Consider the following 25,795-nt stretch of genomic DNA (forward strand, 5'->3'; position numbering starts at 1 on the left):
GCCCGCCGAGCTGGCCCGCGTGGTACGCGAGCACGCGGGCCGGCTGACGGCGTGCCTCATCCGGACCCTCGGCGACTTCGCCGCGGCCGAGGACGTCATGCAGGACGCCGTCGAGACCGCCCTGCGACGCTGGCCCGAAGAGGGTGTTCCCGACCATCCGGACGCCTGGCTCCTCACCACGACCCGGCGCCGCGGCATCGACCTGCTGCGCCGGCAGGCCAACTACCGCGACAAGCTCGCCCGGCTCCAGTGGCCGGCGCCCGGCGAACCCGACGACCGGCTCAGGCTGATCTTCATCTGCTGCCACCCCGCGCTGCCCGTGGCGGCGCAGGTCGCGCTCACCCTGCGCACGGTGTGCGGGCTGACCACCGGGCAGATCGCCGCCGCGTTCCTCGTCCCCGAGACGACCGTCGCGCAGCGCATCACCCGCGCCAAACGCAAGATCACCGACGCGCTCGCCGGCGACGCCGAGTGGCTGGCCGCGAGCCTCGCCTGGCTGATGCCGCGCGAGCCCGAGGCGCTCGGCCTGCTCGCCCTCATCCGGCTCCACCAGGCCCGCGCCGCCGCCCGCTTCGACGGCGGCGCCCACCTCGTCCCGCTGCGCGACCAGGACCGCGGCGCCTGGGACCGCGAGGCCGTCGCCGACGCCGCCGCCCTCGTCGCCCGCGCCGCTGCGCTGAAACGGCCCGGCCCATACCAGCTCCAGGCCGCGATCGTCGCCTGCCATGCCGAGGCCCCCACCTGGGACGACACCGACTGGACGCAGATCCTCGTCCTCTACGACCTGCTCCTGCGCAGGACGGACACGCCGATCGTCCGCCGTCGCCGTCCGCTACGTCCAGGGTCCGGCCGCCGCGCTGGACGCTCTCGCGCCGCTCGCCGAGGCCCTCGACGGCCACCACCTGTACCACGCCGCCCGCGCCGAACTGCTGCGCGACCTGGGCCGCCGCCGTGAGGCCCGCACCGCCGACCGCCGCGCCCTCGACCTGGCGGGCAACCCGGCCCAGCAGGCGCTCCTGGCCGAACGCCTCGCCTGGACGTGAGGCCGGGCCGGGGCCGCCCGACAAGATCGTTTTGTCAGGCTTGATCGGCTTCTCCGGCGGGCACGTTAATGATCATGTCTTGGTCGCCGCTGAGGCGATCGTCCGACCTCGACGGAGAGGGACTCGATGGCGACTCTCGGATCCGCCCACCGGCTTCCGCTGGCGATCGCGACGGCCGGCGCCGCGACGCTCGCGCTTTTCGCGCCCGCCGCGGCCGCCGACGTCCGGTACGAGCCCGGCGCCCCCGGCCTCGGCGACCCCTACTTCCCCGACCTCGGCAACGGCGGGTACGACGTCGCGCACTACTACCTCAAGACCGCCTACGACCCCGGCACCGACGAGCTCACCGGCACGACCACCATCAGGGCCACCGCCACCCAGAACCTGTCCCGGTTCAACCTCGACTTCGCCAAGATGAACGTGCGGTCGGTCCGCGTGAACGGCCGCGAAGCGTCGTTCGACCGCACCGGCGAGCGCGAGCTGGAGATCACCCCGCCCCGGGGGCTGCGCGAGCGCGGCTCGTTCACCGTGACCGTCCGCTACGACGGCGTGCCGCAGCCCCTCGGCGGCCCGATCATCTTCGACCTCCCGTACGGTTTCCTGCCGACCAGGGACGGCGCGACGGTCATGGGCGAGCCCAACGGCGCGTCGACCTGGTTCCCGGCCAACGACCATCCGCGCGACAAGGCGCCGGTGACGCTGGAGACGACCGTCCCCCACGGCCTCAAGGCGATCGGCAACGGACGCCTCGTCCGGCAGTGGACCGCCCACGGGAAGGACACCTTCGTGTGGCGGGAGGACCGGCCGATGGCGACGTACCTGGTGACCAACTCGATCGGACGGTTCAACGTCTCCACGACGACCACCCCCAAGGGCGTCCCGCAGCTCGACGCGGTCGACCCGGCCATCGCCTCCGACCCCGACGCGCTCAGCACCCCGCGCCACACCACGCGGGTGACCGACGAACTGGCCGGCTACTTCGGCGACTACCCGTTCACCAGCACCGGTTCCATCGTCGAGAACGACAACGTCCCGCCGCTCAACCTCGAGTACGCGCTGGAGACCCAGACCCGCCCCACCTACCAGAGCCCGCCCGTCGAGAGGGGCGTGGCGCACGAGATGGGCCACCAGTGGTTCGGCGACAGCGTCTCGGTTCGCGACTGGAAGGACGTCTGGCTGAACGAGGGCTTCGCGAAGTGGGTCGAGTGGTACTGGGCGGAGAGGCATGGCGGCCAGTCCGCGCAGCTGTCGTTCCAGCAGTCCTACGACGACCCGCCGCCGATCCAGCCGGACCGGCCCCCGTTCTGGGACGTCGTGATCGCCGATCCGACCCGCGACCAGCTGTTCCACCGCGCGATCTACTTCCGCGGAGCGATGACCCTGCAAGCCCTCCGCCACAGGATCGGTGACGGGCCGTTCCTGCGCCTCGTCCGCACCTGGGTTTCGGACAAGCGGTACGGCAACGGCAGCACCGGGGAGTTCGAGGCCCTGGCGGAAGGGATTTCCGGCCAGAACCTGGACGCGTTCTTCAAGGCCTGGCTCCACAGCCCCGCAAAGCCCACCACCTGGTGATCCCGTTCCGGGGCCGGTGACCGAACACCGGCCCCGGGCCGCGGGCGGCGATTTCGCCTCAGTCCAACAGCAGCCCCATGTAGTACTGGTCGATCCGATGCCCCTGGACCTCCAGGGCGGCCCGCCGTAGCCCCTCCACCTGGAAACCGCATTTCAGGTAAAGCGCTAGAGCGCGGCGATTGTGCTCCATAACGGTAAGTTCCAGACGCCGCATCCCCCGCGCCTGTGCCTCCCGCACCGCCTCCCGCATCAGCGCCTCGCCGAGGCCCCGCCCCCCGTATCCGGCGCGCACGCCGGCCACCACGTGGCCGGTGCGGCGGGCCCGGGCATAGGGAAGCACCGATACCTCGACGTAGCCGACCGCCGCGGGTCCGTCCAGCGCCACGACCAGGTAGGACAGATCACGCCCCTCGACGCACGCGGCCAGGCGCACTTTCAACGGCTCAAGGTCTGACTCCCGCTCCCCGGGCTCCAGAAGCATGAACTCCGTCTCGCCGTCCAGGACATACTGCAACTCCACCAGAGCAGACGCATCCCCCGGAAGCGCCAGCCTTATCAGCGGTTCAGTAGCCGTCACACTGCACAGTGTGCCAGATGCGAATACCTTTCATTCTCGCCCAAATGCCGCAATCTAGGTCAAACAAAAAGGCGAGCCCTGACCAGTGGCGACATCGCGTCTCGGTCTTCCGTACACGCCTGTCCCCATATACACCGAAGTGAGCCGCTTCGCCCCATACGTCCGTCCCCGTGCCGGGGCACCCTCGTGGATGCGCCATGGTCGATCGATGGGAGGCCCCGCGCTCCGGGGGGCGGGAGCGCCGCGGGCTCGGAATCCGGCGGTTATTCCGAGCCCGGTTCTGCCTGGGCGCCTCCGGCGTCGGGGAGCAGGGGCGCACGCGTCCTTTCGGGAGTCCGTGGGGTGGGACCGGCGTGATCAGGTGTTCGGGTTGTTGCCGGTGGGGATCTGGATGCTGATCGGGAGGTTGCCCCCGGACAGGAAGAGCAGGGTCCCCAGTCGGATGATCTCGTCGAAGGCCCAGTAGATCTGCAGCAGGCCGGGAGGAGCGTCCGTGATCTTGAGCAGGCCCTCCTTGATGGCGACGAAGGTCGGCCAGAAGGCCTCGAAGGCCGGATCCCACACCGGTTCGCGCGGGATCTGCAGCCAGCCGCAGATCTGGTCGCCGAGCATGTAGCGGGTGAGCGCGCCGAGGATGTGCGTGGTGAGGATGCCGCCGTCGATGGTGACGCCGAGGTGGAGCAGGATGTCGGCCAGCTTGACGCCCTCGGGGGTGGCGGCGAGGACCGGGTCGAGGACCTGGGCGGCCTGGGCGTTGGCCTCGTCCCACGAGTTGGGGATGTACTCGTCCAGGATCCCCAGCATGTGCGCGGTCAGCTGCCAGGAGTGCAGGAACGCCGCCGACTCGTCGGCGGGGATCGGTACCTTCCACCTGGTGAGCTGCTTCATGACCGTGGTGGGCAGGCTGTGCCAGGTGACCATCATGTCCGCCTGGCTGATCGGGATCTGCTCGTCGGCGACCTTGTCCCAGCTCGGGGACTGGGGCAGCAGGTGGCGCACGCCCGCGTGGGCCAGCCGCGTCTTGACGCAGGTGACGATCATCTCGCCGTCGGGCTGGAACGCGTTCCTGGTCCCGATGTCGTAGCCGAGCTTGGCGGTCTTGGTGATGCGGTCCCTCATGTCCGCGCCGCCCTTGGAGTAGTAGACCGCGCGCGCCTCGTGGGGGATGACGGTGCTCATCATCCCGCTGGCGAAGCCGTAGCTGACACCAAGGTAGGTGCCCCGCTTCTGGTTGAACTTGTACGCGGTGGCGAGTTTCGTCTGATCGGCCCAGGAGGGCAGCCGGCGGGCCTTCTCGATGAACTGCTTCAGGTCGGCCGGCAGCCCCGCCGGCAGTGCCTGGCCGTTCTTGGTCCAGCCCTTGAGCAGCTTGTTGACATTGGGGACGTCGCCCCGGTCGATCAGCGAGGCGACCAGCGGGTCGGCCTCCTCGTCCCAGACCCACCGCGGGTCGACGCCCTTCCCGGCGCCCACGACCGATCCCTTGGGCGACCACGTCCACAGCGGCCTGGCCTGCGCGGGCGTCGCGACGCTCAGCGCGCCGAGCGCCCCGAGCACCCCGCCCGTCATCAGCACGTTGCGCCTGCTGGGTTGTTCCATGCCTTTCCCTCCTCGGGCCGACAGCGACGCCTGATACGATGAAACACATCATGCTTCTGTGTATCAGGGTCTGGCATCATGAGAGCACACTGTGGCGTCCGTCACAAGACCCTTCGTGACGTACATGGACGATTCGGGCAGAATCGGTGTCTCGGGAGGGATCGTGGAACCTGTGCTGTCGTTCCTCATGACGTCGTCGGACTCGGGGTCGTTGCTGGAGAGCGTGTACGTCGAGGCCGTCGAACAGGTCGACGACGTCGACGAGACCCGTTCGCGCGTCCTCGACGCGGCCTACGCGCAGTTCTGCCGGATGGGCATCCAGCGCTCCACGATGGACGACGTGGCCCGCCGGGCCGGCGTCTCGCGGATCACCGTCTACCGGCGATTCGCCACGAAGGACACCCTGGTGGAGCAGGTGGTGCGGCGGGAGTTCCGCCGCTACTTCGACCAGTTCCTCATCGACATCCAGCAGGCCGAGACGGCCGCCGACCGGGTGGTCCTCGGCTTCGTGAGCTCCCTGCGCGCCATCCGGCGCAACCCCCTGATCGGCGGCCTGATCGCCACGGAACCGGACCTGCTCCTGCCCTCCCTGACCGGCGACGGGGGCCGGACCCTGGCCACCGTGCGGCGCTTCGTCGCCGACCAGCTCCGCCGCGAGCAGCGCGCCGGCAACGTGTCGGGCGACCTGGACACCGACTTCGTGGCCGAGATGATGGTCCGCATATCCGGCTCGCTCCTGGCGGTCCCCAGCCACATCATCGACCTGGACGACGACACCCAACTAGCCGCCCTGGCCCACCGCTTCCTGGTCCCCATGCTGGAACCCCAACCCCCCCGCCTAACCCGCTAGCAGGGCGGAGGAGGCCGGACAACGCCACCTCCAGCACCGGAGTGCCCCTACCCCCGCATCCCCGCTCCTGGACCTGAGGCCGCGCCCCCACGTCACAAATCCTCGCGGACGCCCCAGCCCCATTGCGGGATACCAATGGCCTTGCTCGACAACGGAATGCGCGGCACGGCCCGTGCGGCGCTGAAGCAGAACACTCGTGACTGGATCGCGGAAACCTGGGTGCCGTGCATCCGGGGCTTCGTGAACTGGCGGGCACGTACTGCTGGCGGACGATCCGATCGCGCATGATCGTCGAACTCGCCGATGCCATCGACGCTGTCGGACTGTCCGCCGAAACCGTGCGGACCGTCTGGACAGAGTTCGACGAAGTGCGGGATGACACGGCCAGGAAGGCGTTCATCGAGAGGGTGGCCGATCTGCCACGCGAAAGCTGAGGTACGCGTGCGGCCGGCTCACGGCTACGAGTGACCCGGGCCGGCCCGGCTTCGAGGCGGCCGGCCTGGGCAATAGCGGAGGCCGGCCGGCGTGCTCACGCGTCGGGCCGACCTTTCCTGATGGGCTATGCAAGGTGACTCACGTCTCCCTGTCGGCTCGGGTTGCCTTTCGGGTCGGGCGCCGTACGGTCTTGGTCAGGTCCTGTTCGGCAGGGCCTCTGCCTCGTGCAGTCCGTAACCAAAGCCCGAAAGGCTGTGATCTTCGTGATCTCGACCAACCGCCGCCCCGTGACCCGCCGTCCCGAGGTCCGTGTCACCGAGTTCGACCTCATCAAGTTCGACTTCACCGAGGTGGAGTCGATCGTGGTGGAGGTCACCGTGGTGCCGATCACCCTGCTGGACCTCGCGACGATGCGCGTCATCGTGGTGGCGTCCATCGAGGTGCGCGTCACCGTGGTGAAGACCGTCGTGATGCGGATCACCGTGGTGCGAGTCACCATGGTGCGGATCATCGTCGGGGGGTACGCTCTGGCGGACTACATCGTGATGGAGTACATCTCGGAGGAGTCCGCCGTGCTGATCTCCGCGATGGAGTGGTGGGTGTGATGACCGCGCTGTAGGCCCTCGGCCTGCGCGTCTCCACCATCAGGGTGAACAAGAAGAAGGCGCCGGCATGGCGACCGACTTCTTCGGCCCCGGCGTGAGCCGGAGGCCGACCGCAACACTCATCGGCTCGGCCGACTGCCGGTCAGAGCCGATTTCCAGCTGAGCGCGCCGTCCTGCATTGGTGCGCTTTTGACCAAGTGGCCCTTTCTCTCTGAGGAAGGGCCACTTTCATTTCGAAAAGACCTCACGACGCCGGATCGCTGAGGCCCCGGGAGGGCGACTGAGCGGCGTTCCCTGGGTGGGGACGTACCAGAAGGCGGGTGAACCGCACCGAGCCACGCGGCCCCAGAGTCCCGGACCGGCGTCCGCGCCGGCCAGAGACCTTGGTTGGTGGGTCAGAAGGGCGCCTCCGGCAGGATTCGAACCTGCGGCACCCGCTTTAGGAGAGCGGTGCTCTATCCCCTGAGCTACGGAGGCGTGTCGTCGCTCGCGGTAGAGCGTAGCGGACGGCACCTACAGGGTAGGGGAAGGGGTGCGGTGGGCGCTCCCTGTTATGCGCGCCGGGCTCTAGGCCGGGCGGGGGCGGTGTGGGTACGCTTCCGTCCCGTGACGGGACGGCATCGTGGGCAGCCGAAGGACCGGGACGCCGAGGACGCGGTGGGCGAGGACTCGCCGCGCGGCAGACGGATCACGGTCCTCGCAGCGGCGTTCGCGGTGCCCGTGCTGGTGGCGTCGGTGATCGCGTTCGGGCTGCGGGACGAGCCCGGCCGGGAGAGGCCGGAGTCGGCGGGCGGGTCCGCGCGGAGCGTGGCGCCGGCGGCGCCCGAGGGCGAGCCGACGTTCGGGGCGTACGTGCCGCCGGAGGCGGAGCCGCAGGTGGCGACCAAGCCGCCGAAGCGGGTGCCGCGGCCGGTGGTGAAGCCGCGGAAGGGGACGCCCACGCCGGCGCCTTCCCCGTCCGTGCGGGTGCGGCGGCCATGCCCCGCCGGCTGGGAGGACGTCTGGTGGATGCGCCGGTGGTGCGAACATCACCGAAGTCGCTGAACCGGTTACGGACAGGTCATCGTAGAACCTGTAGTAGCGTTCTGCCGCTGTTCCGCTTTTGGGCATCAGGAGGAAAACCACCGTGCCGAACCCCCGGTCGGCGGCGCTGACCGCGGTCTTCCTGGTGATGACGACGCTCTCACCGCACGGCGCCGCGAACGCGGCCGCGGGGGCCGACTCGCTCGAGTCGCTGCGCCGCGAGGCATCGAAGGCGCGCACCGAGTTGGAGAAGGCCACGAAGAAGATGGAGACCCGGAAGAAGGACCTGGCCGGGTCGCAGGTGAAGCTGCGCGCCACGCTGAAGGACCTCGCCGGGGCCGAGGCGGAGTTGAACCGGATACGCGAGCCGCTGGCCAGGCTGGCGAACACCTCCTACCAGCAGAGCGGCGCTGCCGGTTCCATGGCGATCTTCGGGGGCGGCGACCCGAGCACGGCGCTGCGGTCGACGGCGGACGTGACGCTCATGGCGAGGTCGCAGCAGGCGCTTGTGGACCGTGCCGACGAGTTGCAGGACCGGCGGCAGAAGCTCGCCTCCACGGCGCAGGAGCTGCAGTCGCGCAACGCGGTCGAGCAGACCCGCCTCCAGCAGGAGGTGGACGGGTTGAAGAACCGGTCGGCGCAGCTGACCAAGCAGCTCAACTCGATGCTCGACAAGCTGGCGGTGACGCGGCAGAAGCGGCTCGAACTCGGGTGCGACAAGGCCCTGGCGAAGGATGCGAAGAAGTTCCCGAACGGGCTCATCCCGTCGAAGTACCTGTGCCCCCTGCCGCAGAAGGGCGGGCACATGCTGCGGGCGGACGCGGCGCTCGCCTTCTACAAGCTGAACGAGGCGTACAAGCGCAGTTTCGGTCGCGACATGTGCGTGACGGACGCCTATCGGAACCTGTCCGAGCAGCATCGTGTCTACGCGCAGCGGCCCGGCTTCGCGGCCGTCCCCGGGACGAGCAACCACGGCAAGGGGCAGGCACTCGACCTGTGCGGTGGTGTGCAGAGCTCGGGGTCCGTCCAGTTCAACTGGATGGAGGCCCACGCCGGGAAGTACGGATGGATCCACCCGGCCTGGGCCTACAGCAACCCGTTCGAGCCCTGGCACTGGGAGTTCGGGACGGAGAACGGCTGAGCCGGGCCGCCCGCCGTCAGCGGGAGTGCGGCACCTCGTTGGCGGGGACGATCTCCGCGGTGCAGTAGCGGCAGCGGCGGGCCTTCACCGGAATGTCGCTGAGGCACTGCGGGCACTCGCGCTCGGTGGCCTCCTTGCCGCGGTCCATCCGCTCGATCAGCTTGGTCGTCGGAAGCACGACCAGGAAGTAGACGATCACGGCCGTGATGAAGAACGCGATCGCCGAGGTCACGAAGATCCCGTACGGGAACGTGGTGCCGTCGATGGTGACGGCCAGGCGCGTGTAGTCGGGCTTGCCGCCGATGAGCGCGATCAACGGGGTGATGAAGGAACTCGCGAAGTCCTTCACGAGCCCGGCGAACGCCGCTCCGACGACGAACGCCACCGCGAGTTCGACCAGGTTCCCGCGGAGGAGGAACTTCTTGAATCCGCTCATGCCGGCTCCAGGGGTGTCGGGGGTCGCGCCCCTGGCTGTCGGGGCGCGTGAAACGGCTACGGATCGTAATGAAGTCATCCATGATTAGCCAAGTCGGCCCACTTCAGACCCGACCTGCCCGGGGTCAGGGGGCGGTGATCGTCAGGGCCAGGGGGGCGCCGGCGCCGGCCAGGGCCACCGCTTGGGGGCGGTCGGTCGCCAGGACGACCAGGGCGCCCTCTTGGGTGCCGTTCTCGTCCGGGAGCGGGGTCGCTATGACGGGGACTTCGGAAACCACCACGCGGGCGGCGTCCCCGCGGGCGCGGGGGCCGTTCGCGGGGGCGGCCTCGGACGGGACGGTCAGGACGTCCACGCGGTCGCCGGGGTGGACGAGGCGGGCGGCGCCCGCGTCGGCCAGGCGGACCGGCGTGGCGACCGTGCCGGCGCCGTAGCCGCGCAGGAGCCCGGCGCCGACGACACGGGCGTCGGTGAGGGGTTCGCCGCGGCGCATCGGTCCGGCGAGGACGCGGCCCGCTCCGCCCGTGCGGAGCGTGCCCACCGGGACGGCGGACGGCGGCAGGTCGAGGTGGCGCAGGTCGGACGGGCCGAGGGGCGTTCCGGCGGGCAGGTCGCGGGCGGCGGCGAGGACGCGGACGGACGGCGGCGGGCCGGGACGCAGTGCCAGGAGCGCCAGGCCCGCGGCGGCCGCGGCGAACAGCGCCGCCAGCGGCCGCCGCAGGCGGGATAAGCGGGCGCTCACGGCAGTTCCAGGGGGAGCTTGATGCCGTCGAGGACGGTGGGGCAGGCGCAGGTGCGCTCGGTGGGCAGTGCCTTGACGACGTCGGCGACGACGCCGCGGAGCCGGTCGATGTTCTCGCCGAAGACGCGCAGGACCTCCTCCATCGTGACGCCCTCGCCCTCCTCGATCCCCGCGTCGAGGTCGGTGACGAGGCAGAGCGAGGTGTAGCAGAGCGCCAGCTCGCGGGCGAGGACGGCCTCGGGGTGGCCGGTCATCCCGATCAGCGTCCACCCCTGCGAGGCGAACCACCGGGACTCGGCCCGGGTCGAGAAGCGGGGGCCCTCGATGACGACGAGCGTGCCGCGGTCGACCGGGTCCCACCCGGAGGTCCGCGCGGACTCGACGGCGGCGCGGCGGCCCGTCGGGCAGTACGGGTCGGAGAAGGAGACGTGGACGGCGGCGCCATGGTCGTAGTAGGTCTGGTCGCGCCCCGACGTCCGGTCGGCGAGCTGGTCGGGGACGGCCAGCGTGCCGGGCCCGAGGTCGGGGGTGAGGGAGCCGACCGCGCATGGCGCCAGCACCTGGCGGACGCCGAGGGACCGCAGCGCCCACAGGTTGGCCCGGTAGGGGATCTTGTGCGGGGGGAAGCGGTGGTCGCGGCCGTGCCGGGGGACGAAGGCGACGCGGCGGCCCGCCAGCTCGCCGATCGCGATGGGGTCGCTGGGCGGGCCGTAGGGGGTGTCGACCCGCACCTCCTCGATGTCGTCGAGGAACGAGTAGAAGCCGGAGCCGCCGATGACCCCGATCTCGGCGACGGGCTGGGACGCGGAAGCCTGAGTGGACATGCCGCCGACCCTAGCCACCTGGGCGCCGTGCCCGGCAGACCGTCCGCAGATTGTGGATAACTCCGCCGCCGCACGAAGAAGGGCCCGGCCGGAGCCGGGCCCTTCCGCGTTCTCGGGACGTCAGCCGACCGGGTCCAGGACCTTGGGCGGCGAGACGGGCGCCTCCTTGGCGAGCCGTCCCGGCGTCCAGATCCGCCGCCCGATGTCGTAGGACAGGGCGGGCAGCAGCAGCGACCGGACGATGAGGGTGTCGAGCAGGACGCCGAACGCGACCGCGAAGCCCATCTCGACCATGAACACCAGCGGCAGCGTGACCATGGACGCGAACGTGGCCGCGAGGACGAGCCCGGCCGAGGTGATCACACCGCCGGTGACGGTGAGCCCTCGCTGGATGCCGCGCCGCGTGCCGAGGGCCTGCGACTCCTCCCGGACGCGGTGCATCAGGAAGATGTTGTAGTCGACCCCCAGGGCGACCAGGAAGATGAAGGCCAGCAACGGGAAGCCGGAGTCGGTGCCCTCGAACCCGAAGACGTGTTCGAAGATGACCGCGCAGGCGCCGAGCGAAGCGAGGAACGACAGCACCACGGTGCCCATCATCAGCAGCGGCGCGACGACGGCGCGCAGCAGCGCGATGAGGATGAGGAGCACCACGGCCAGCACGATCGGGATGATGACCTTGTTGTCGCGGGAGGAGGCGCGCTTGATGTCCAGGTACGTCGCGGTCGTGCCGCCGACCTTGGCGTCCGCCGACGGGACGGCGTGCACCGCGGTCCGCAGCCGGTCGATGGTCGCGCGCGCGGCCTGGCTGTCGGCGGCGTCCTTCAGCGTCGCCTCGTACTTGACCAGACCGCCCGCCGCGGCGGGGGCGCTGACTTCGGCGACGCCCGGCGTTCCGCGCACGGCCTGGGCGATCTGGTCGGACGCCGGGGCCTTGCCGATGACGAGGGCCGGGGAGCCCGAGCCGGCGGCGTAGTGCCGTGCGATGACCTCCGAGCCCTTCACCGAGTCGGGCTTGCCGGTGAACTGGCCGGCGTCCGACAGGCCGTCCGCCTTGAGCGAGCCCAGCCCGAGCGTGAGGACGATCAGGCCGAGCATGGTCGCGGCCCAGAGCGCGCGCGGGCGCTTGCCGACCATTCCTGCGACGCGGCTCCAGACGCCGTGCTCGGCCTCGTACGCCTCGGGCTTGAGGTACTTGGCGTCGTAGCGGGGGATCAGCGGCCAGAACAGCCAGCGGCCGCAGATGACCAGGAGGGCGGGCAGGAGAGTCGTCATGGCGGCGAGGGCGGTGAGGACGCCCGCGGCGGCCACGGGGCCCATGCCGGCGGTGGAGTTCATGTCGGCGAGCAGCAGGCACAGCAGGCCGACGGCCACGGTGGCGGCGGAGGCGATGACGGCGGGCGCGGCGCGGTGCAGCGCGTAGGCCATGGCCTCGTGCCGGTCCTCGTGCCGGTGCAGTTCCTCCCTGTAGCGGGCGACGAGCAGCAAGGCGTAGTCGGTGGCGACACCGAAGACGAGGACGGTCAGGATGCCGGCGCTCTGGCCGTTGACGGTGAGGTCCGCGTACTTGGCGAGCAGGTACACGGTCGACTGGGCGAGCCCCAGGGCGAAGACGGCGCTCAGCACGGGGACGAACCACAGGACCGGGCTGCGGTAGATGAACAGCAGCAGGACGATGACGACGAGACCGGCGGCCATGAGCAGGAAGCCGTCCAGGCTCTGGAACACCTCGAACTGGTCGGCGCCGCCGCCGGCGGGACCGGTGACGTGCGAGGCCAGTCCGGGGGGTCCGCGCTCGGCGAGGTCGCGCGCCTGGTCGACGGCGGCGGTGAGGTCCTCGTCCGTCAGGGGCACGAGGGTCTGCAGGGCCTTGCCGTCCTTGGACGGGAACGGCCCCTGAGCCTTCTGCGCTCCGGGCAGATTCTGGAACGCGGCCATGTCGGACTCGGCCTTGGCCTTGTCCGCCGCGGTGATCCCGCCGGAACGCTCGTAGACGACGACGGCGAGCATCGTCTCGTCCTTGCGGAACCTCTCCTCCAGTTCCACGACCCGGGTGGACTCCGCCCCGGCGGGCAGCCAGGACGCCGCGTCGTTCTTCTCGACGTCGCCGAGCTTGCCGGCGAGGGGGCCGAGGGCGGCCAGGAGGACGACCCACAGGGCCAGGACGGCCCATTTGGTGCGCCGTCCGGCGATCAGTCCGGCCAGGCGGTGTGTCCGCGGCCTCGGGGGAGCCGGGCTAGGTGCGCTCATAGGTCCTCTCCTGTGTGCACCGGGCGATATCGAGATATGTCGTGTTCGGCCCAAGAGTCTCTCGTTGGGCGAGAGGTGTCAAGTAATATCGCGAAATCAGGGAAACGTGGGGGTATGCGAGCTTCTCGGTATGAGAGTCTCTCGAAAACAGAGCTAAGTCAAGCCGTGCGACAGGAGAGGCCCGGCCGGGGCGGGGGGTTGCTCCCTGTCTCTTCCATGGTCGCGGAAGGTCAGCGGCCGCGCCTCCGGCGTTAGGACGGACCTGCGCTACGTCTGCCGAGGCAAACGAAAGCCGCCGCCTACCCCTGAAGATGTAGGCGACGGCTTCCGGATACGACGAAAGCCGGGGGATCCGGCTGGATCCCCCGGGTGCGGGCGGAGATGCCTAGAAGGTCAGGCGACCTTTTCGGAGGACGACGACTTGCCGGTCGACGAGGACGACGAGTCGGAGGTCGACGAGGACGAGTCCGACTTGGCGGAGTCGCCCGAGGAACCGCCCGAGTCGCCGGAGGAGCCGTTGGACGACCCGTTCGACGAGCCGTTGGACGAGGCCCCCGCGGTGGAGGCCGACTTGCCGGAGCCGCGGCTGTCGGTGCGGTAGAAGCCCGAGCCCTTGAAGATGATCCCCGCGGCGGAGAAGACCTTGCGGAGCTTGCCGCTGCACGCCGGGCACTCGGTCAGCGCGTCGTCGCTGAACTTCTGCACGACCTCTAGAGGCTCGCCGCAGTCGGTGCAAACGTACTGATACGTCGGCACGGTTCCTCCTCGCTGACTCAGCCCGGCGCGAGCCGGACTGGCACTCACTCTAGACGACTGCTAATGGTACCCATGCGTGGAACAGGATTCGCCCCCGGGATGTTCCCAGGCGGCGCGCCGCCCAGGACCCGGCCCCGCGGGACCCGAGTCGCCGAGGGACTCCGGGTCACTGCCCCTTCTCGCCGAACCAGCCCGCCAGCCTGCCCTTGCGGCTGACCGCGCGCAGCCTGCGCTCGGTGGCCTCGCGCACCTCGGCGGTGGTCACGATCAGCAGGGTGTCGCCCGCCTGCAGGGGCGTGGTGGGCTCGGGCACGAAGCTCGCCCCGTCCCGCACGACGAGGGTGATGGACGCGCCGGGCGGCAGCCGAAGTTCGAAGATCTCCACGCCGCTGATCAGCGAGTCGGCGGGGACCCGCACCTCCAGCAGGTCGGCGTGCAGCTCCTCCAGCGGCGCCGCCTCGACGTCCAGTTCGCGGGTCTGCTCGTCGCTGGTCAGCCGGCACAGCCGCGAGGCCAGCGGCAGCGTCGGCCCCTGGAGCAGGGTGAACATGACGACGATGTTGAAGACGATCGCGAAGAGCCGGTCGGCGTGCTCCACGTCCGCGACCATCGGGATGGTGGCCAGGACGATCGGGACGGCGCCCCGCAGCCCCGCCCAGGACGCGAAGACCTTCTCGCCCCACGACAGCCGGAACCCGATCGTGGACAGCACCACCGACAGGGGGCGGGCCACCAGCAGCAGGACGAAGCCGACGATGAGCGCCGGCAGGATCTGGCCGGGGAGGTCTCCGGGGTCGGCCAGCAGGCCCAGCATCACGAACAGCCCGATCTGCGCGAGCCATCCGACGCCCTCGGCGAAGCCTCGGGTGGCGGGGCGGTGCGGCAGCCGCGCGTTCCCGAGGACGAGGGCGCTGACGTAGACGGCGAGGAACCCGCTCGCGTGCATCAGGGAGGCGGCCCCGTAGGAGCCGATGGCCAGCGACAGGACGGCGATGGGGTAGAGGCCGGACGCCGGGAGCGCGACGCGGCGCAGCGCCTGCGCGCCCAGCCACCCGATGGCGACGCCGACGATGCCGCCCGCGACCAGCTCGTAGACCATGACGCCGAGCAGTTCGGCCATGTTGGGGACGGCGGTGTGGGCGCTGAGCGTGATCACGATGATCACGACGGGGGCGTCGTTGAAGCCGGACTCGGCCTCCAGCAGGCCGGTCAGCCGGGAGGGCAGGGGCAGCCGCCGCAGCACCGAGAACACCGCGGCCGCGTCGGTGGGGGCGAGCACGGCGGCGAGCAGGAACGCGGGACGCCACTCCAGGCCGACGAGCCACATGGCGGACAGCGCGACGACGACGATGCTGATCAGGGTGCCGAGGGTGGAGACGCTGAGCGCGGCCGGCACCGAGGGCCGCACGCGCCGCCAGTTGGTGGTGATGCCGCCCTCGGCGAGGATGAGCACGAGGGCCGCGAGGCCGAGCGTCTCGGCCAGTTCCGCGTTGTCGAACCGGATGTGGAGGGGGCCGGACTCGCCGATGAGAAGGCCGAGGCCCATGTACGCCAGCAGCGTGGGGAGGCCCGCCTGGTGCGACAGCCGGACCGCGATGATGGCGCTGAGTACGAGCGTGGCCCCGAGGAGTAGCCAGATGTCGAGGTGCACATCCCACCCTTCGGGGTCGTCAAAGTTGATCGTTTAGGAATCCTACAGATTCACGGGCGAATCGCATATTTACGATTGAGGGACGGCGTGTCCGTCATGGCCGCTATCGCCGTGTGACCAGTGGATTGAGCCCGTTCACCACGTTCTGTACGTCTCGTCCCTGAACGGCCGCGGTGACGTTGTCGCGCACCATCCCGAGCAGGTTCAGCTGCGACTGGACGGACGCCCCCGCCGTGTGCGGCGACAGCAGGACGTCCTCGCGGGAACGCAGCGGATGCCCCTCCGGAAGCGGCTCCTGCTCGAACACGTCCAGGGCCGCCCCGGCCAGCCGTCCCGAATCCAGTGCGGCGAGGACGGCGTCGTCAGGCGCGATGCCCCCGCGCGCCATGTTCACCAGCAGCGCCTTGTCCGGCAGCAGGGCGAGCCGCTCCGGACCTATCAACCCCCTTGTCTCCTCGGTCAGCGGCAGGGCGAGGACGAGGACGTCGGACGTCGCCACGAGCTCGTCCAGCTCCCGGTACGTCGCCGGCGCCTCGGGACGCCTCCGCCTCGTCCAGTACGAGACCGCGCAGCCCAGAGCCGCGAAGAGCCGCGCGGCCTCGGCGCCGATCGCCCCGAACCCGACGATGCCGACCCGCTGCGTGTGGATCTCGCGCGGGCCGAGCGCCGCCATCTCCATCTGCGGCCATCCGCCCGCGCGGACGGCCCGGTCGCCCCGCGCGAGGTTGCGGCACAGCGCGAACGCCGCGCCGACCGCCCACTCGGCGACCCCGCGCGCGTTGAATCCCGCCGCGTTCGCCACGGGCACGCCCGCGGACGCCCACGCGGCGACGTCGATGCTGTCGATCCCCACCGCGGGCATCTGGACGAACGACACCCGCGGCGCCGCCGCCACGGCTTCGGCGTCCAGCGCCAGCCGGCCGGTGAAGTCGCCGATCACCAGGTCGGCGCCGGCGAGCGCGGCGAGCAGGCCCGCCCGGTCCCTGGTCTGCGGGAACGCCACCTCGGCGGCGTCTCCCAGCGGCGCGAACAACCCATGGACGATCTCGTCCGCGATCGGGGGCAGGGAAAGGATCCGCCACGGCGCCGTCATCTCGTACCTCCCGTCAGGCCGTACTCGACCGCGTCCCCCAATCCGCGATCTTGGCCCCCTCACTCTACGAGCAGGCCGGGATCCGCGAGCAGGTCAGCCCAGGCGGACCAGCCCCTGCGACGGCGTCACCACCGCCCGGACGCGCTGGTCGTGCGGCTCGGCGGGCACGCTCTCCACCAGTTCCCCGTCGAACAGCAGCGCCGCGGTCAGGATCGCCGGGCCCACGCGCGCCAGCGCCCGGTCGTAGGAGCCGCCGCCGCGGCCGAGGCGCACCCCCGTCCGGTCGACCGCCACCGCGGGCACCAGCACGACGTCCGCGCTGGCCACCGCCCCGGGGCCGCGCGGCGGCTCGGACGACTCCAGGCACCCGCGGGCCCCGGGGACGAGCGAGTCGGGCCCCTCGTAGGACGCCCAGTCGAGGTCGCCGTCCGGGAGCAGGCGGGGGACCAGCACGTACGTCCCGCGCTTCCACAGCGCGAACAGCAGGCTCCGCGTGTCCGGCTCGTCGCCTATGGAGACGTACGCCGCGATGGTCCCGGCCATCTCCACCTCCGGGACGGGCAGCAGCGCGTCCCGGATCGGGCGCGCCGCGCCGGAGCGCGTCTCGGGCGGCATCGCCGCACGTCGTGCGAGCAGTTCGGCCCGGAGGCCGGTCTTCGTAGCGATGGGGTGCACGCTGTGGTCCTCGTGGATGGCTAGGGTCGTGTATATGGCCGACATTGCACCAGTGCTCAAAGCGGTCGTCCCGGCGGCCGGCCTCGGTACCCGATTCTTGCCCGCGACCAAGGCGACTCCCAAGGAAATGCTGCCGATCGTCGACAAACCGGCGATCCAGTACGTCGTGGAGGAGGCGGTCGACGCCGGGCTGACCGACGTCCTGATGGTCACCGGGCGCAGCAAGCGGTCCATCGAGGACCACTTCGACCGAGCGTACGAGCTGGAGGAGGCGCTGCGCGCCAAGGGCGACGACGAACGCCTGGAGGCCGTGCACGAGTCCAGCGATCTGGCGATCATGCACTACGTCCGGCAGGGCGAACCGCGCGGCCTCGGGCACGCGGTGCACTGCGCCCGCCAGCACGTCGGCCGCGAGCCGTTCGCGGTGCTGCTCGGCGACGACATGATCGACGCCCGCGACAAGCTGCTGCAGCGCATGATCGAGGTGCGCGGCCAGCACGGCGGCAGCGTCATCGCGCTGATGGAGGTCGAGCCCGACCAGGTGTCGGCGTACGGGTGCGCGGCCATCGAGGCGACGGACGAGGAGGACGTCGTCCGCATCTCCGACCTCGTGGAGAAGCCCGCCGCCGAGGAGGCCCCCAGCAACTGGATCATCATCGGCCGCTACGTCTGCGACCCCGCGGTGTTCGACGTCCTGGAGAAGACCCCGCCCGGCCGCGGCGGCGAGATCCAGCTGACCGACGCGCTGCGCACCCTCGCCGACATGCCCGCCGACCAGGGCGGCGGCGTCTACGGGGTCAAGTTCCGGGGCCGCCGCTACGACACCGGCAACAAGCTGGAGTACCTGCGGACGGTCGTCCAGTTCGCGGCGGAACGGCCCGACCTGGCGCCGGAGTTCCTGCCGTGGCTGCGGGAATTCGTCCGGACGCAGGACGGCGTGGGCGACACAACGGATTCGTGACGAGGCGTCAGACTGGGGCCGTGGCTATGAGAACGGTCGACGAGCATCTGACGGAGATCCTCGGCAGCGTGGCGCCGCTGCCGCCGCTCGAGCTGGCGCTGCTGGAGGCGCACGGCTCGGTGCTCGCCGAGTCCGTGTCCGCGCCGATGCCGCTGCCGCCGTTCGACAACTCCGCGATGGACGGCTACGCCGTCGTCGCGGCCGACATCGCGGCGGCCACCGAGGCCGGTCCCGTCTCGCTGCCCGTCGTCGGCGACATCGTCGCGGGCGACTCCGGCGTGTCGGCGATCCGGCCGGGCCTGACCGCCCGGATCATGACGGGCGCGCCGCTGCCGGCCGGCGCCGACGCGGTGATCCCCGTCGAGTGGACGGACGGCGGCAACGCCACCGTCCGGATCTCGCGCGCCGCCCCGCCGGGCAACTACATCCGGCGGGCGGGGGAGGACGTCCTCGCCGGGCAGGTCGTCGCCGAGGCCGGCGCCCGGATCACCGCCGCGCAGATCGGCATGCTCGCGGCGGTCGGGCGGTCCCGGGTGACCGTCCGGCCGAAACCGCGCATCGTGGTCGTCTCCACGGGCGACGAACTGCGCGAGCCGGGCACCTCCCTGGCACCCGGCCAGATCTGGGAGTCCAACAGCTTCATGCTCACCGCCGCCGTGGTCGAGGCAGGGGGAACGGGCTTCCGGCAGGCCACGGTGCAGGACGAACCCGCCAAGGTCTTGGAGATGCTCCACGACCAGCTCGTCCGGGCCGACGCCATCGTCACGACCGGGGGCGTCTCCATGGGCACCAGGGACGTCGTCAAGGAAGTGCTCACCGGCACCGGGACCGTGGCCTTCCACAAGGTGCGGATGCGGCCCGGCAAGCCGCAGGGGTTCGGCCTCCTGGAAGGCGTTCCCGTCTTCACGCTCCCGGGCAACCCCGTCAGCGCGTACGTGTCGTTCCAGGTGTTCGTCCGTCCCGCCCTGCGTGTCATGCAAGGGTTGCCGCCCGAACCGCTCCCCACGGTGAGCGCCGTTGTCGCCGAGGACATCAAGTCGCCCGCGGGGCTCCGCCACTTCCTGCGGGGGAGACTCTCGTTCACGCGGGGCTTCTACACCGTCACGGCGGCCGGCGTGCAGGGCTCGCACCAGCTCGGGTCCCTGTCGTCCGCGAACGCGCTCATCGAGATTCCGGAGGACGTCGAAGCCATGCCAGCCGGTTCGCACGTCGAGGTCATGAGGTTGCCGTCATGAGTGCCATGGGGTCCGAGTTCACCCATCTGGACGACAAGGGATCGGCCCGCATGGTCGACGTGTCGTCGAAGGACGTCTCGTCCCGGACGGCGACGGCGACGGGGTTCGTCCGCCTGTCGCCCGAATGCGTCGACCTCCTGCGCGCGGGCGACATCCCCAAGGGCGACGCGCTGTCCGTCGCCCGCATCGCCGGGATCATGGGGGCCAAGCGCGTGCCCGACCTCGTCCCGCTGTGCCACCCGATCGCGCTGCACGGCGTCACCGTCGACCTCGCCATCGACGACGACGGCGTCGCGATCACGGCCGTCACCCGCACCGCCGACCGCACCGGCGTGGAGATGGAGGCGCTCACCTCCGTCACGGTCGCCGCGCTCGCGCTGGTCGACATGGTGAAGGCCGTCGACCCCGCCGCCGTGATCACCGACGTCCGGGTCGAGGAGAAGACCGGCGGCAAGACCGGGGTGTGGCGCCGGTGATCAGGGCGATGGCGGTCACCGTCTCCAACCGCGCCGCGGCCGGCGTCTACGAGGACAGGTCCGGCCCGGTGCTGGTCGAGATGCTGGAGGACATCGGCTGCCAGGTGGACGGCCCCGTCGTCGTCCCGGACGGCGAACCGGTCACCGGCGTCCTGCGCGACGCGGTCGCCGCGGGCTACGACGTCGTCGTCACGTCCGGCGGGACCGGCCTCACCCCGACCGACCAGACCCCCGAGATGACCCGGCCGGTCCTCGAACGGGAGGTCCCGGGCATCGCCGAGGCCATCCGCCTGGAGGGCCGCGAGAAGGTGCCCGCCGCGATCCTGTCGCGCGGCCTCGCCGGCATCGCGGGCCGCACCCTCATCGTCAACCTGCCCGGCTCGACCGGCGGCGTCCGCGACGGCATGACCGTCCTGGCCCGCGTCCTGCCCCACGCGGTGGACCAGATCAACGGCGGCGACCACCCGCGGGGCTAGGCGCGGATGACGTGGACGCCGGCCTCGGTGAACGCGGCGAGTTCGGACTCGGGGGCCGTCGCGTCCGTCACCAGGACGTCGATCTCGTCGGTGCCGCAGATGCGGGCGAACGCGCGGTGCCCGATCTTGGAGCCGTCCGCCACCACGACCACCCGGTCGGCGCGCTCGGCCATCAGCCGGTTCACGACCGCCTCGCCCTCGTTGTGGCAGGTCGCGCCGTGCCGCGCGGTCAGCCCGTTCACCCCGATGACCGCCACGTCCAGCGTCACGTGGTCGAAGATGCCGGTGGCGAGCGGCCCCGTCAGCTCGTAGGACTGCGGGCGCGGCACCCCGCCCGTCAGGACGATCTTCACGTGCGGCCGGACGGCCAGCTCGTTGCCGATGTTCAGCGCGTTCGTCACGATCGTGATCGCCGGGGTCGGCCCCTCGGCGTGCAGGTCGGCGCGCGTGGCGAGGGCCCGGGCGACCTCCGAGGTCGTCGTCCCGCCGTTCAGCCCGATGATCGACCCCGGTTCGGCCAGCTCCGCGGTCGCCGCCGCGATCCGCTGCTTCTCCGACGCGTGCCGCGCCGCCTTGTACCGCAGCGGCAGGTCGTAGCTGACGCTCTGCGCGACGGCGCCGCCGCGCGTGCGGGTCAGCATCTGCTGCTGCGCGAGCTGGTCGAAGTCGCGGCGGATCGTCGCGGCCGACACCCCCACGCGCAGGGACGCCTCCTCGACGCTCAGCCGCCCGGCGTCCGCGAGCAGTTCGAGCAGCGCGTTCCAGCGCTCGTGCCGGGTCACACCGGCCCCCTTTCCTGCGGGTGGACGGGAGTCCGGGGACGTGGTCATCCGCGGAGTCTAGCCGTGCGCGCCCCTGGTCTTACCTGAGCGTTATGGCCATGGAACAATCAGGATCGATCATAGGCATGCATTGAGGGGATTCCATGGCGAAGCCGGACGATGAGGGCGCCGTTTCCTTGACCAACGCGCGGATCGTCCTCCCGGACGGCGTCCGCGACGGCGCCCTCCACATCGCCGGCGGCACGATCGCGGCCGCCCCGGGCCCCGGCTCCGGCGAAGTGATCGACCTCGCCGGACGGCACGTCGTGCCCGGCTTCGTGGACATGCACGTCCACGGCGGTGCGGGCGCCTCCTACCAGCTCGGACGCCCGGACGAGGCCCACCGGGCCGCCTCCTTCCACCTCGCGCACGGCACCACCACCACGATGGCGAGCCTCGTCACCGGCGACCCGGAGGAACTGGCCGGTGCCGTCGAGGGCCTGGCCGACCTCGCCGCCGACGGCGTGATCGCGGGCGTCCACCTGGAGGGCCCCTACCTGGCCCCCTCGCGCTGCGGCGCGCACGACCCGGCGCTCCTGCGCGACCCGGACCCCGCCGAGTTCCGCCGCATCGTCCGCCTCGGCCGCGGGCACGTCCGCATGATCACCCTCGCGCCCGAGCTGCCGGGCGCCCTCGACCTCGTCCGGGAGGCGGTGGACGCGGGCGTGATCGCGGCCGTCGGCCACACCGACGGCACCGGCCGGTCGGCCCGGGCGGCGTTCGACGCGGGCGCGCGTGTGGCGACGCACCTGTTCAACGCGATGCGCCCGCTGCACCACCGCGAGGGCGGGCCGGTCGCCGCCGCCCTGAACGACCCCCGGGTCACCGTGGAGCTGATCAACGACGGCGTCCACGTGGACCCCGCCGTGGCCCGCCTCGTGTTCGCCGCCACGCCCCGCGTCGCGCTCATCACCGACGCGATGGCCGCCGCCGGGATGGGCGACGGCGACTACCGCCTCGGCGTGATGGACGTCGAGGTCCGCGACGGCCGCGCCGCCCTCGCGGGCGGGACGTCCATCGCGGGCAGCACGATCACCATGGCGGACGCCTTCCGCCGCGCCGTCGCCGACCTCGGCCTGCCGGTCGAGCGCGCCGCCGAGGCCGCGTCCCTCACCCCGGCGCGCGCTCTCGGCATCGACGCGCGCGTCGGGTCACTGGAGCCCGGCAAGGACGCCGACCTGGTCGTCCTGGACGACGACCTGCGCGTCGACTGGGTGATGAAACGGGGCCGACGCCTGTGACGGCGGTGGTCGAACGTCCCGCGTGCCCGATTTCTCGGGGACAATATGGCGTTCAGACATCCGACCAGGGAATCATGGAACCGTGGAACGTTTGCGGGGATGGCCGGTCACCTTGACCGAGGGCCCTGTAGGGCTGCGCCCGCTGCGGCACCGCGACGCCGCCGTCTGGCGCGATCTGCGGGTCCGCAACGCCGACTGGCTCCGCCCCTGGGAGCCCACCAACCCCGAGACGCCGTTGTTCCGCAGCGGCCTCGGACCGTACGTCAGCATGGTCCACACCATGCGCCGCGAGGCCCGCCACGGCCTCGCCCTTCCGTGGGTCGTCACCCACGAGGGCGATTTCGCCGGGCAGCTCACCATCGGCGCGGTCGTCTGGGGTTCGGCTCGGTCCGCGCAGATCGGCTACTGGGTCGACAGGCGCGTCGCCGGCCGCGGCGTCATTCCCACTGCCGTCGCCCTCGCCGTCGACCACTGTTTCTTCACCGTCGGCCTGCACCGCCTCGAAGCCAATATCCGTCCGGAGAACACCGCGAGCCGCCGCGTCGTCGAAAAACTCGGATTCCGCGAAGAGGGAATTCGGCGCCGCCATCTGCACATCGACGGCGCCTGGCGCGACCACATCTGCTACGCCCTCACCGTCGAGGACGTGCCCGGTGGCCTGCGCGCCCGCTGGCTGGCAGACCGGAAACAGGCATTTCCCCGGCGCACCTGAGCGGCCCATGACTTTCCCGCCGTAAGAATCCTGCGATCGAGAAGTCCCGGCAAACGGAGAGTAACGGCGAGATCGATCTCGCGACACACCGCCCCTTATGCTCGTCAACCTCTGACAGCCCCTCGTACCGTGCGGGGCGTGGCCCTGCTCCCATTGCACGTTCGCGCGCCGAAAGTCGGCCCGCCTGGCGAGTGTGCCCTGGAACGGTGGGGCCGATGAGCAGCGCCGTCCTTTACCTCGCGATCGTCGCCGTCTGGGCCGTCGTCCTGGTACCCATGTGGCTGCGCCGCGACACCGAGACCACGGGAATCTCCCGCCTCCTCCACAAGCGCCCCGACGAGCCCGCCGCCGAGGACGACGAGGAGGAGACGCTCCGCGAGGAGGAGATCCCCGCGCCGCGGCGCCCGGTGAGCCGCGCCACCGTCATCGCCCGGCGCCGCCGCCGGACCACCGGCCTCGCCGCGCTCCTCCTCACCTCCGCGGCCGTCGCCGCCTCCGGCCTCACGCCCTGGTGGGTCACCGCGCCCCCCGTCCTGCTCCTGTCCGGCCACCTGGCGCTCCTGCGCGTCGCCGTGGGCATGGACACCGCCCGCCGCCGCGCCATGGCCCAGGCCCGCGCCGCGGCCCGCGCCCGCGCCCTGGAGGCCCGCCGCGCCGCCGAGACCGCCGAACCCGCCGAGGTCATCGAGCTCGTCACCCCCGACGAGGTCTTCGACCAGTACGCCGACGACCGCCGCGCCGTCGGCGAATAACCGGTGCGCGAGCACTCCCCGATGTTTGCTAACCTTACGGAGTCCTCGGGGCTGTGGCGCAGTCCGGTAGCGCACCTCGTTCGCATCGAGGGGGTCAGGGGTTCAAATCCCCTCAGCTCCACCGAGAACACGCAGGTCACAGGCTGGTTCAGGAGAGATCCTAGACCGGCCTTTGATCATTTGCCACCACGTCGCCACCAGACGGCGCGCTCCGGCCACCGACCCAGCCGCCGCTACGGGACGTCGCGCCGTGCACGTCTCTCGACTCTGGTAGCCCAAGCCTCACGGGCGAAAGGTGCTCCGCCAGGTAGCGCCCCTGTCCCCGGCAGTAGCCGAGGGGCTGGCATGGGGGAGGGGGCTACGCCCCCAACTGCCAGTTGGGGCCGAAGCCAGACTGGGGGATCAGTTGGTCGGACGCGTGGTCGATGAACTGGTCGAGCGCGGCCTGACAGTGTTCCCCCTGGGCATCCCGTTCCCCACGGGACTCCGCCTTTCGGATCCCTTCAGCGGAACTTCGAACCTGCTGCGCAGCAGCGATCAAGAAGTTGTCGTTGGAGAGCAGCCGGATCTGGGTGATGGCCCGGTCGACGACGGCCTGCAACCGGTCAGCCTCGGCGCGCGCGTCCAGGAAGTCCTGCCCCTCCTGGCCCTCATGCTTGCGATACCAGTGAGTCAAGGCGGAACGGTGGTAGTCGGTGGCGGCGGCGACGAATTCTGTGTAAGCCGACAGGCGTTCCTGACGTAGGCGCTGAAACATCTCCCTTGTTTCGGCTCGGCGGCTTTGCCTGACCTGGAACAGGTGGGTCAGGGCGGAGCCGAGGAGGGTTCCGGCAACCGCGAGTGCGCTGGCGAAGAAGGCGTTCACCCCGTCAGTGGACCAGAGCACGCAAGGCGTGGGAAGTATCGGAAGGCGGATGAGCCGTTCCTCTCATCCACGTCGGCGATGGACCGTCGAGCAAGACCGAGCAGCACCGCAGGCGCACGCCGGGCACCGTCCGGACCTTGGTCGCCGAAGGGTTGCCATTCCTGAAAAGCAGAAGCTCGGCCGCCTCAGGGGAAGGTGTGGTCAGCGGCTCGGGGGAGCAGGTTGCCGGTGCGGATGGCGTTGAGGCGGTGGCGGATGAAGCGGTCCTGGTGCCGGCCCCATGTGTCGATCTTTGTGGGGTGGGTGCTCTGATCTGGGTGCTTGCGGTAGAGCCAGGTCACGGAGGGTTCTTGGTAGCCGTCGAAGACTTCGCTGAGTGCTATGAAGAGGGCCACGTCTTGCGCACGAGGAAGGGCGCCCCAACCGCCGAAGGCGCGAATCAGATTCGCGGGGGCTATGAGGCCGGCGCAGGCCGCTTGGCATAGTCCCGTCTCTTCGTACAAACGGCCGATCGTTCCCGCGGGCACCATGCCGCAGGGGTAGGCCAGGGGGTAGCGCACGCGGCGTCCGTCAATCAGGTCGTCCGCCTGGCCGATCGTCCAGCCGATGCCGGGATGTTCCTCGAAGGCGGGGATGAGCGTTGCGAGGCCGTCGGGAAGAAGGACGTCGTCATAGTCGAGCACCGCGACCAGTTCGCCGCGTGCCCGGCTCAGTGCGAAGTTCCGAGTTGTTCCGGTGCCGAGTTGGGCGCCGTTCGCCTCATAAAGCGCACCCGGACATAGATCGCGGGCCGCCGGCGTGTCCCCGTCCTCTTGGACGAGCCATTCAAGGTCCCAGCCGGGTGGGAGGCGTTGAGCCGCGACGCTCGCAGCGGCCTGCCGCAGGTAGTCGGGTATCGGCTCCCGTACGGCGGTGATGATCGAGATCAGCGGCATGGCACTCCTCCTCGTGAGCGGCGGCGCCGGGCGCACGGCCTTGATCATCACATGG

General features: G+C 71.0%; 28 protein-coding genes and 2 tRNA genes. 15 read left to right on the top strand and 15 right to left on the bottom strand.

Annotation, left to right across the window (positions count from 1 at the left end; translation table 11 throughout):
• The first annotated feature begins 19 nt into the window (after window positions 1–19).
• On the top strand, window positions 20–955 hold the full coding sequence (locus AB0H37_RS21125) for a DUF6596 domain-containing protein (RefSeq protein ID WP_360614545.1): 936 nt from the start codon (window positions 20–22) through the stop codon (window positions 953–955).
• A 214-nt stretch (window positions 956–1,169) separates the two neighbouring features.
• A complete protein-coding gene (locus AB0H37_RS21130; RefSeq protein WP_360614547.1) occupies window positions 1,170–2,615 on the top strand; it encodes a M1 family metallopeptidase in 1,446 nt (481 codons plus the stop codon).
• A gap of 58 nt (window positions 2,616–2,673) precedes the next feature.
• Here AB0H37_RS21130 and AB0H37_RS21135 read toward each other — a convergent pair whose 3' ends face one another.
• Together AB0H37_RS21135 and AB0H37_RS21140 are read right to left on the bottom strand one after the other, a co-directional pair.
• Entirely contained in the window at window positions 2,674–3,192 is a 519-nt protein-coding gene (locus tag AB0H37_RS21135) for a GNAT family N-acetyltransferase (protein ID WP_329095173.1), read from the bottom strand.
• Window positions 3,193–3,549: 357 nt separating this feature from the next.
• Window positions 3,550–4,791, bottom strand: a complete 1,242-nt coding sequence (locus tag AB0H37_RS21140) for an oxygenase MpaB family protein (RefSeq protein WP_329095171.1) — start codon at window positions 4,789–4,791, stop codon at window positions 3,550–3,552.
• Between the two features lie 163 nt (window positions 4,792–4,954).
• Here AB0H37_RS21140 and AB0H37_RS21145 point away from each other — a divergent pair, with 163 nt between their 5' ends.
• Window positions 4,955–5,641, top strand: coding sequence for a TetR/AcrR family transcriptional regulator (locus AB0H37_RS21145; RefSeq protein WP_360614550.1), 687 nt, complete (start codon window positions 4,955–4,957; stop codon window positions 5,639–5,641).
• A 92-nt stretch (window positions 5,642–5,733) separates the two neighbouring features.
• Here the strand turns inward: AB0H37_RS21145 and AB0H37_RS21150 are convergent, their stop codons facing one another.
• Complete coding sequence (locus tag AB0H37_RS21150; protein WP_360614551.1) at window positions 5,734–5,871, bottom strand: hypothetical protein; 138 nt, start codon at window positions 5,869–5,871, stop codon at window positions 5,734–5,736.
• Between the two features lie 54 nt (window positions 5,872–5,925).
• Between AB0H37_RS21150 and AB0H37_RS21155 the strand changes: the two genes are divergently transcribed.
• Both AB0H37_RS21155 and AB0H37_RS21160 read left to right on the top strand, forming a co-directional pair.
• Window positions 5,926–6,075, top strand: a complete 150-nt coding sequence (locus AB0H37_RS21155) for a hypothetical protein (RefSeq protein WP_360614553.1) — start codon at window positions 5,926–5,928, stop codon at window positions 6,073–6,075.
• 264 nt (window positions 6,076–6,339) lie between these two features.
• A complete protein-coding gene (locus AB0H37_RS21160) occupies window positions 6,340–6,681 on the top strand; it encodes a hypothetical protein (RefSeq protein WP_360614555.1) in 342 nt (113 codons plus the stop codon).
• Between the two features lie 404 nt (window positions 6,682–7,085).
• Here the strand turns inward: AB0H37_RS21160 and AB0H37_RS21165 are convergent.
• A tRNA-Arg gene (locus AB0H37_RS21165) sits at window positions 7,086–7,158 on the bottom strand.
• A gap of 129 nt (window positions 7,159–7,287) precedes the next feature.
• Here AB0H37_RS21165 and AB0H37_RS21170 point away from each other — a divergent pair.
• Window positions 7,288–7,725 carry a hypothetical protein gene (locus AB0H37_RS21170; protein ID WP_360614557.1) on the top strand — a complete coding sequence of 146 codons (438 nt, stop codon included), beginning with the start codon at window positions 7,288–7,290 and terminating at the stop codon, window positions 7,723–7,725.
• 82 nt (window positions 7,726–7,807) lie between these two features.
• Complete coding sequence (locus AB0H37_RS21175) at window positions 7,808–8,845, top strand: D-alanyl-D-alanine carboxypeptidase family protein (RefSeq protein ID WP_360614559.1); 1,038 nt, start codon at window positions 7,808–7,810, stop codon at window positions 8,843–8,845.
• 16 nt (window positions 8,846–8,861) lie between these two features.
• Here the strand turns inward: AB0H37_RS21175 and AB0H37_RS21180 are convergent, their stop codons facing one another.
• The 8 genes from AB0H37_RS21180 to AB0H37_RS21215 form a co-directional block, all read right to left on the bottom strand.
• Window positions 8,862–9,281: an MscL family protein gene (locus AB0H37_RS21180; RefSeq protein WP_329095160.1), complete on the bottom strand. Its 420-nt coding sequence runs from the start codon at window positions 9,279–9,281 to the stop codon at window positions 8,862–8,864.
• Window positions 9,282–9,405: 124 nt separating this feature from the next.
• On the bottom strand, window positions 9,406–10,020 hold the full coding sequence (locus tag AB0H37_RS21185) for an RcpC/CpaB family pilus assembly protein (protein ID WP_360614561.1): 615 nt from the start codon (window positions 10,018–10,020) through the stop codon (window positions 9,406–9,408).
• Window positions 10,017–10,844, bottom strand: coding sequence for an S-methyl-5'-thioadenosine phosphorylase (locus AB0H37_RS21190; protein ID WP_360614563.1), 828 nt, complete (start codon window positions 10,842–10,844; stop codon window positions 10,017–10,019). Before AB0H37_RS21190 ends, AB0H37_RS21185 begins: the two co-directional genes overlap by 4 nt.
• Window positions 10,845–10,964: 120 nt before the next feature.
• A complete protein-coding gene (locus AB0H37_RS21195; protein WP_329095156.1) occupies window positions 10,965–13,091 on the bottom strand; it encodes an MMPL family transporter in 2,127 nt (708 codons plus the stop codon).
• Window positions 13,092–13,484: 393 nt separating this feature from the next.
• Entirely contained in the window at window positions 13,485–13,847 is a 363-nt protein-coding gene (locus tag AB0H37_RS21200) for an FmdB family zinc ribbon protein (protein WP_179832567.1), read from the bottom strand.
• 166 nt (window positions 13,848–14,013) lie between these two features.
• Window positions 14,014–15,498: a potassium/proton antiporter gene (locus tag AB0H37_RS21205; RefSeq protein ID WP_329095153.1), complete on the bottom strand. Its 1,485-nt coding sequence runs from the start codon at window positions 15,496–15,498 to the stop codon at window positions 14,014–14,016.
• 103 nt (window positions 15,499–15,601) lie between these two features.
• On the bottom strand, window positions 15,602–16,591 hold the full coding sequence (locus tag AB0H37_RS21210) for an NAD(P)-dependent oxidoreductase (protein ID WP_360614566.1): 990 nt from the start codon (window positions 16,589–16,591) through the stop codon (window positions 15,602–15,604).
• Between the two features lie 93 nt (window positions 16,592–16,684).
• Complete coding sequence (locus AB0H37_RS21215) at window positions 16,685–17,266, bottom strand: 5-formyltetrahydrofolate cyclo-ligase (RefSeq protein ID WP_268247810.1); 582 nt, start codon at window positions 17,264–17,266, stop codon at window positions 16,685–16,687.
• Window positions 17,267–17,300: 34 nt separating this feature from the next.
• On the opposite strand from AB0H37_RS21215, the gene galU reads away from it, so the two are divergent.
• The 4 genes from galU to AB0H37_RS21235 are packed head-to-tail and all read left to right on the top strand — an operon-like array spanning window position 17,301 to window position 20,414.
• Window positions 17,301–18,227, top strand: coding sequence for a UTP--glucose-1-phosphate uridylyltransferase GalU (gene galU, locus AB0H37_RS21220; RefSeq protein WP_179832571.1), 927 nt, complete (start codon window positions 17,301–17,303; stop codon window positions 18,225–18,227).
• 26 nt (window positions 18,228–18,253) lie between these two features.
• On the top strand, window positions 18,254–19,462 hold the full coding sequence (gene glp, locus AB0H37_RS21225) for a gephyrin-like molybdotransferase Glp (RefSeq protein ID WP_179838388.1): 1,209 nt from the start codon (window positions 18,254–18,256) through the stop codon (window positions 19,460–19,462).
• Between the two features lie 5 nt (window positions 19,463–19,467).
• On the top strand, window positions 19,468–19,938 hold the full coding sequence (gene moaC, locus AB0H37_RS21230; protein WP_329098396.1) for a cyclic pyranopterin monophosphate synthase MoaC: 471 nt from the start codon (window positions 19,468–19,470) through the stop codon (window positions 19,936–19,938).
• An 8-nt stretch (window positions 19,939–19,946) separates the two neighbouring features.
• A complete protein-coding gene (locus AB0H37_RS21235; protein ID WP_179832573.1) occupies window positions 19,947–20,414 on the top strand; it encodes a MogA/MoaB family molybdenum cofactor biosynthesis protein in 468 nt (155 codons plus the stop codon).
• Here AB0H37_RS21235 and AB0H37_RS21240 read toward each other — a convergent pair.
• Window positions 20,411–21,244, bottom strand: coding sequence for a DeoR/GlpR family DNA-binding transcription regulator (locus AB0H37_RS21240; protein ID WP_360614569.1), 834 nt, complete (start codon window positions 21,242–21,244; stop codon window positions 20,411–20,413). The two genes, AB0H37_RS21235 and AB0H37_RS21240, sit on opposite strands and share 4 nt — an antisense overlap.
• Window positions 21,245–21,339: 95 nt before the next feature.
• Here AB0H37_RS21240 and nagA point away from each other — a divergent pair, with 95 nt between their 5' ends.
• The 4 genes from nagA (at window position 21,340) to AB0H37_RS21260 (ending at window position 24,061) form a co-directional block, all read left to right on the top strand.
• Window positions 21,340–22,476, top strand: a complete 1,137-nt coding sequence (gene nagA / locus AB0H37_RS21245; RefSeq protein ID WP_360614571.1) for an N-acetylglucosamine-6-phosphate deacetylase — start codon at window positions 21,340–21,342, stop codon at window positions 22,474–22,476.
• Between the two features lie 82 nt (window positions 22,477–22,558).
• A complete protein-coding gene (locus AB0H37_RS21250) occupies window positions 22,559–23,188 on the top strand; it encodes a GNAT family protein (RefSeq protein WP_179832575.1) in 630 nt (209 codons plus the stop codon).
• Window positions 23,189–23,403: 215 nt separating this feature from the next.
• Window positions 23,404–23,940, top strand: a complete 537-nt coding sequence (locus AB0H37_RS21255; protein WP_360614573.1) for a hypothetical protein — start codon at window positions 23,404–23,406, stop codon at window positions 23,938–23,940.
• A gap of 47 nt (window positions 23,941–23,987) precedes the next feature.
• Window positions 23,988–24,061 (top strand) — tRNA-Ala (locus AB0H37_RS21260).
• A gap of 237 nt (window positions 24,062–24,298) precedes the next feature.
• On the opposite strand, the gene AB0H37_RS21265 is transcribed toward AB0H37_RS21260, so the two are convergent.
• A complete protein-coding gene (locus tag AB0H37_RS21265; RefSeq protein WP_360614575.1) occupies window positions 24,299–24,805 on the bottom strand; it encodes a hypothetical protein in 507 nt (168 codons plus the stop codon).
• A gap of 185 nt (window positions 24,806–24,990) precedes the next feature.
• Window positions 24,991–25,740: a glycosyltransferase gene (locus AB0H37_RS21270; protein WP_360614577.1), complete on the bottom strand. Its 750-nt coding sequence runs from the start codon at window positions 25,738–25,740 to the stop codon at window positions 24,991–24,993.
• Window positions 25,741–25,795: the final 55 nt, after the last annotated feature.

Source organism: Actinomadura sp. NPDC023710 (assembly GCF_040639875.1).
GTDB lineage: Bacteria > Actinomycetota > Actinomycetes > Streptosporangiales > Streptosporangiaceae > Spirillospora > Spirillospora citrea.

What these genes read in the sequence shown, in the direction of transcription:
- AB0H37_RS21130 (WP_360614547.1), top strand. Translation starts at nt 1,170, where the DNA reads ATGGCGACTCTCGGATCCGCCCACCGGCTTCCGCTGGCGATCGCGACG.
- AB0H37_RS21140 (WP_329095171.1), bottom strand. Translation starts at nt 4,791, where the DNA reads ATGGAACAACCCAGCAGGCGCAACGTGCTGATGACGGGCGGGGTGCTC.
- AB0H37_RS21150 (WP_360614551.1), bottom strand. Translation starts at nt 5,871, where the DNA reads ATGCACGGCACCCAGGTTTCCGCGATCCAGTCACGAGTGTTCTGCTTC.
- AB0H37_RS21155 (WP_360614553.1), top strand. Translation starts at nt 5,926, where the DNA reads ATGATCGTCGAACTCGCCGATGCCATCGACGCTGTCGGACTGTCCGCC.
- AB0H37_RS21180 (WP_329095160.1), bottom strand. Translation starts at nt 9,281, where the DNA reads ATGAGCGGATTCAAGAAGTTCCTCCTCCGCGGGAACCTGGTCGAACTC.
- AB0H37_RS21190 (WP_360614563.1), bottom strand. Translation starts at nt 10,844, where the DNA reads ATGTCCACTCAGGCTTCCGCGTCCCAGCCCGTCGCCGAGATCGGGGTC.
- AB0H37_RS21195 (WP_329095156.1), bottom strand. Translation starts at nt 13,091, where the DNA reads ATGAGCGCACCTAGCCCGGCTCCCCCGAGGCCGCGGACACACCGCCTG.
- AB0H37_RS21210 (WP_360614566.1), bottom strand. Translation starts at nt 16,591, where the DNA reads ATGACGGCGCCGTGGCGGATCCTTTCCCTGCCCCCGATCGCGGACGAG.
- galU (WP_179832571.1), top strand. Translation starts at nt 17,301, where the DNA reads ATGGCCGACATTGCACCAGTGCTCAAAGCGGTCGTCCCGGCGGCCGGC.
- glp (WP_179838388.1), top strand. Translation starts at nt 18,254, where the DNA reads ATGAGAACGGTCGACGAGCATCTGACGGAGATCCTCGGCAGCGTGGCG.
- moaC (WP_329098396.1), top strand. Translation starts at nt 19,468, where the DNA reads ATGGGGTCCGAGTTCACCCATCTGGACGACAAGGGATCGGCCCGCATG.
- AB0H37_RS21235 (WP_179832573.1), top strand. Translation starts at nt 19,947, where the DNA reads ATGGCGGTCACCGTCTCCAACCGCGCCGCGGCCGGCGTCTACGAGGAC.
- AB0H37_RS21240 (WP_360614569.1), bottom strand. Translation starts at nt 21,244, where the DNA reads ATGACCACGTCCCCGGACTCCCGTCCACCCGCAGGAAAGGGGGCCGGT.
- nagA (WP_360614571.1), top strand. Translation starts at nt 21,340, where the DNA reads ATGGCGAAGCCGGACGATGAGGGCGCCGTTTCCTTGACCAACGCGCGG.
- AB0H37_RS21255 (WP_360614573.1), top strand. Translation starts at nt 23,404, where the DNA reads ATGAGCAGCGCCGTCCTTTACCTCGCGATCGTCGCCGTCTGGGCCGTC.
- AB0H37_RS21270 (WP_360614577.1), bottom strand. Translation starts at nt 25,740, where the DNA reads ATGCCGCTGATCTCGATCATCACCGCCGTACGGGAGCCGATACCCGAC.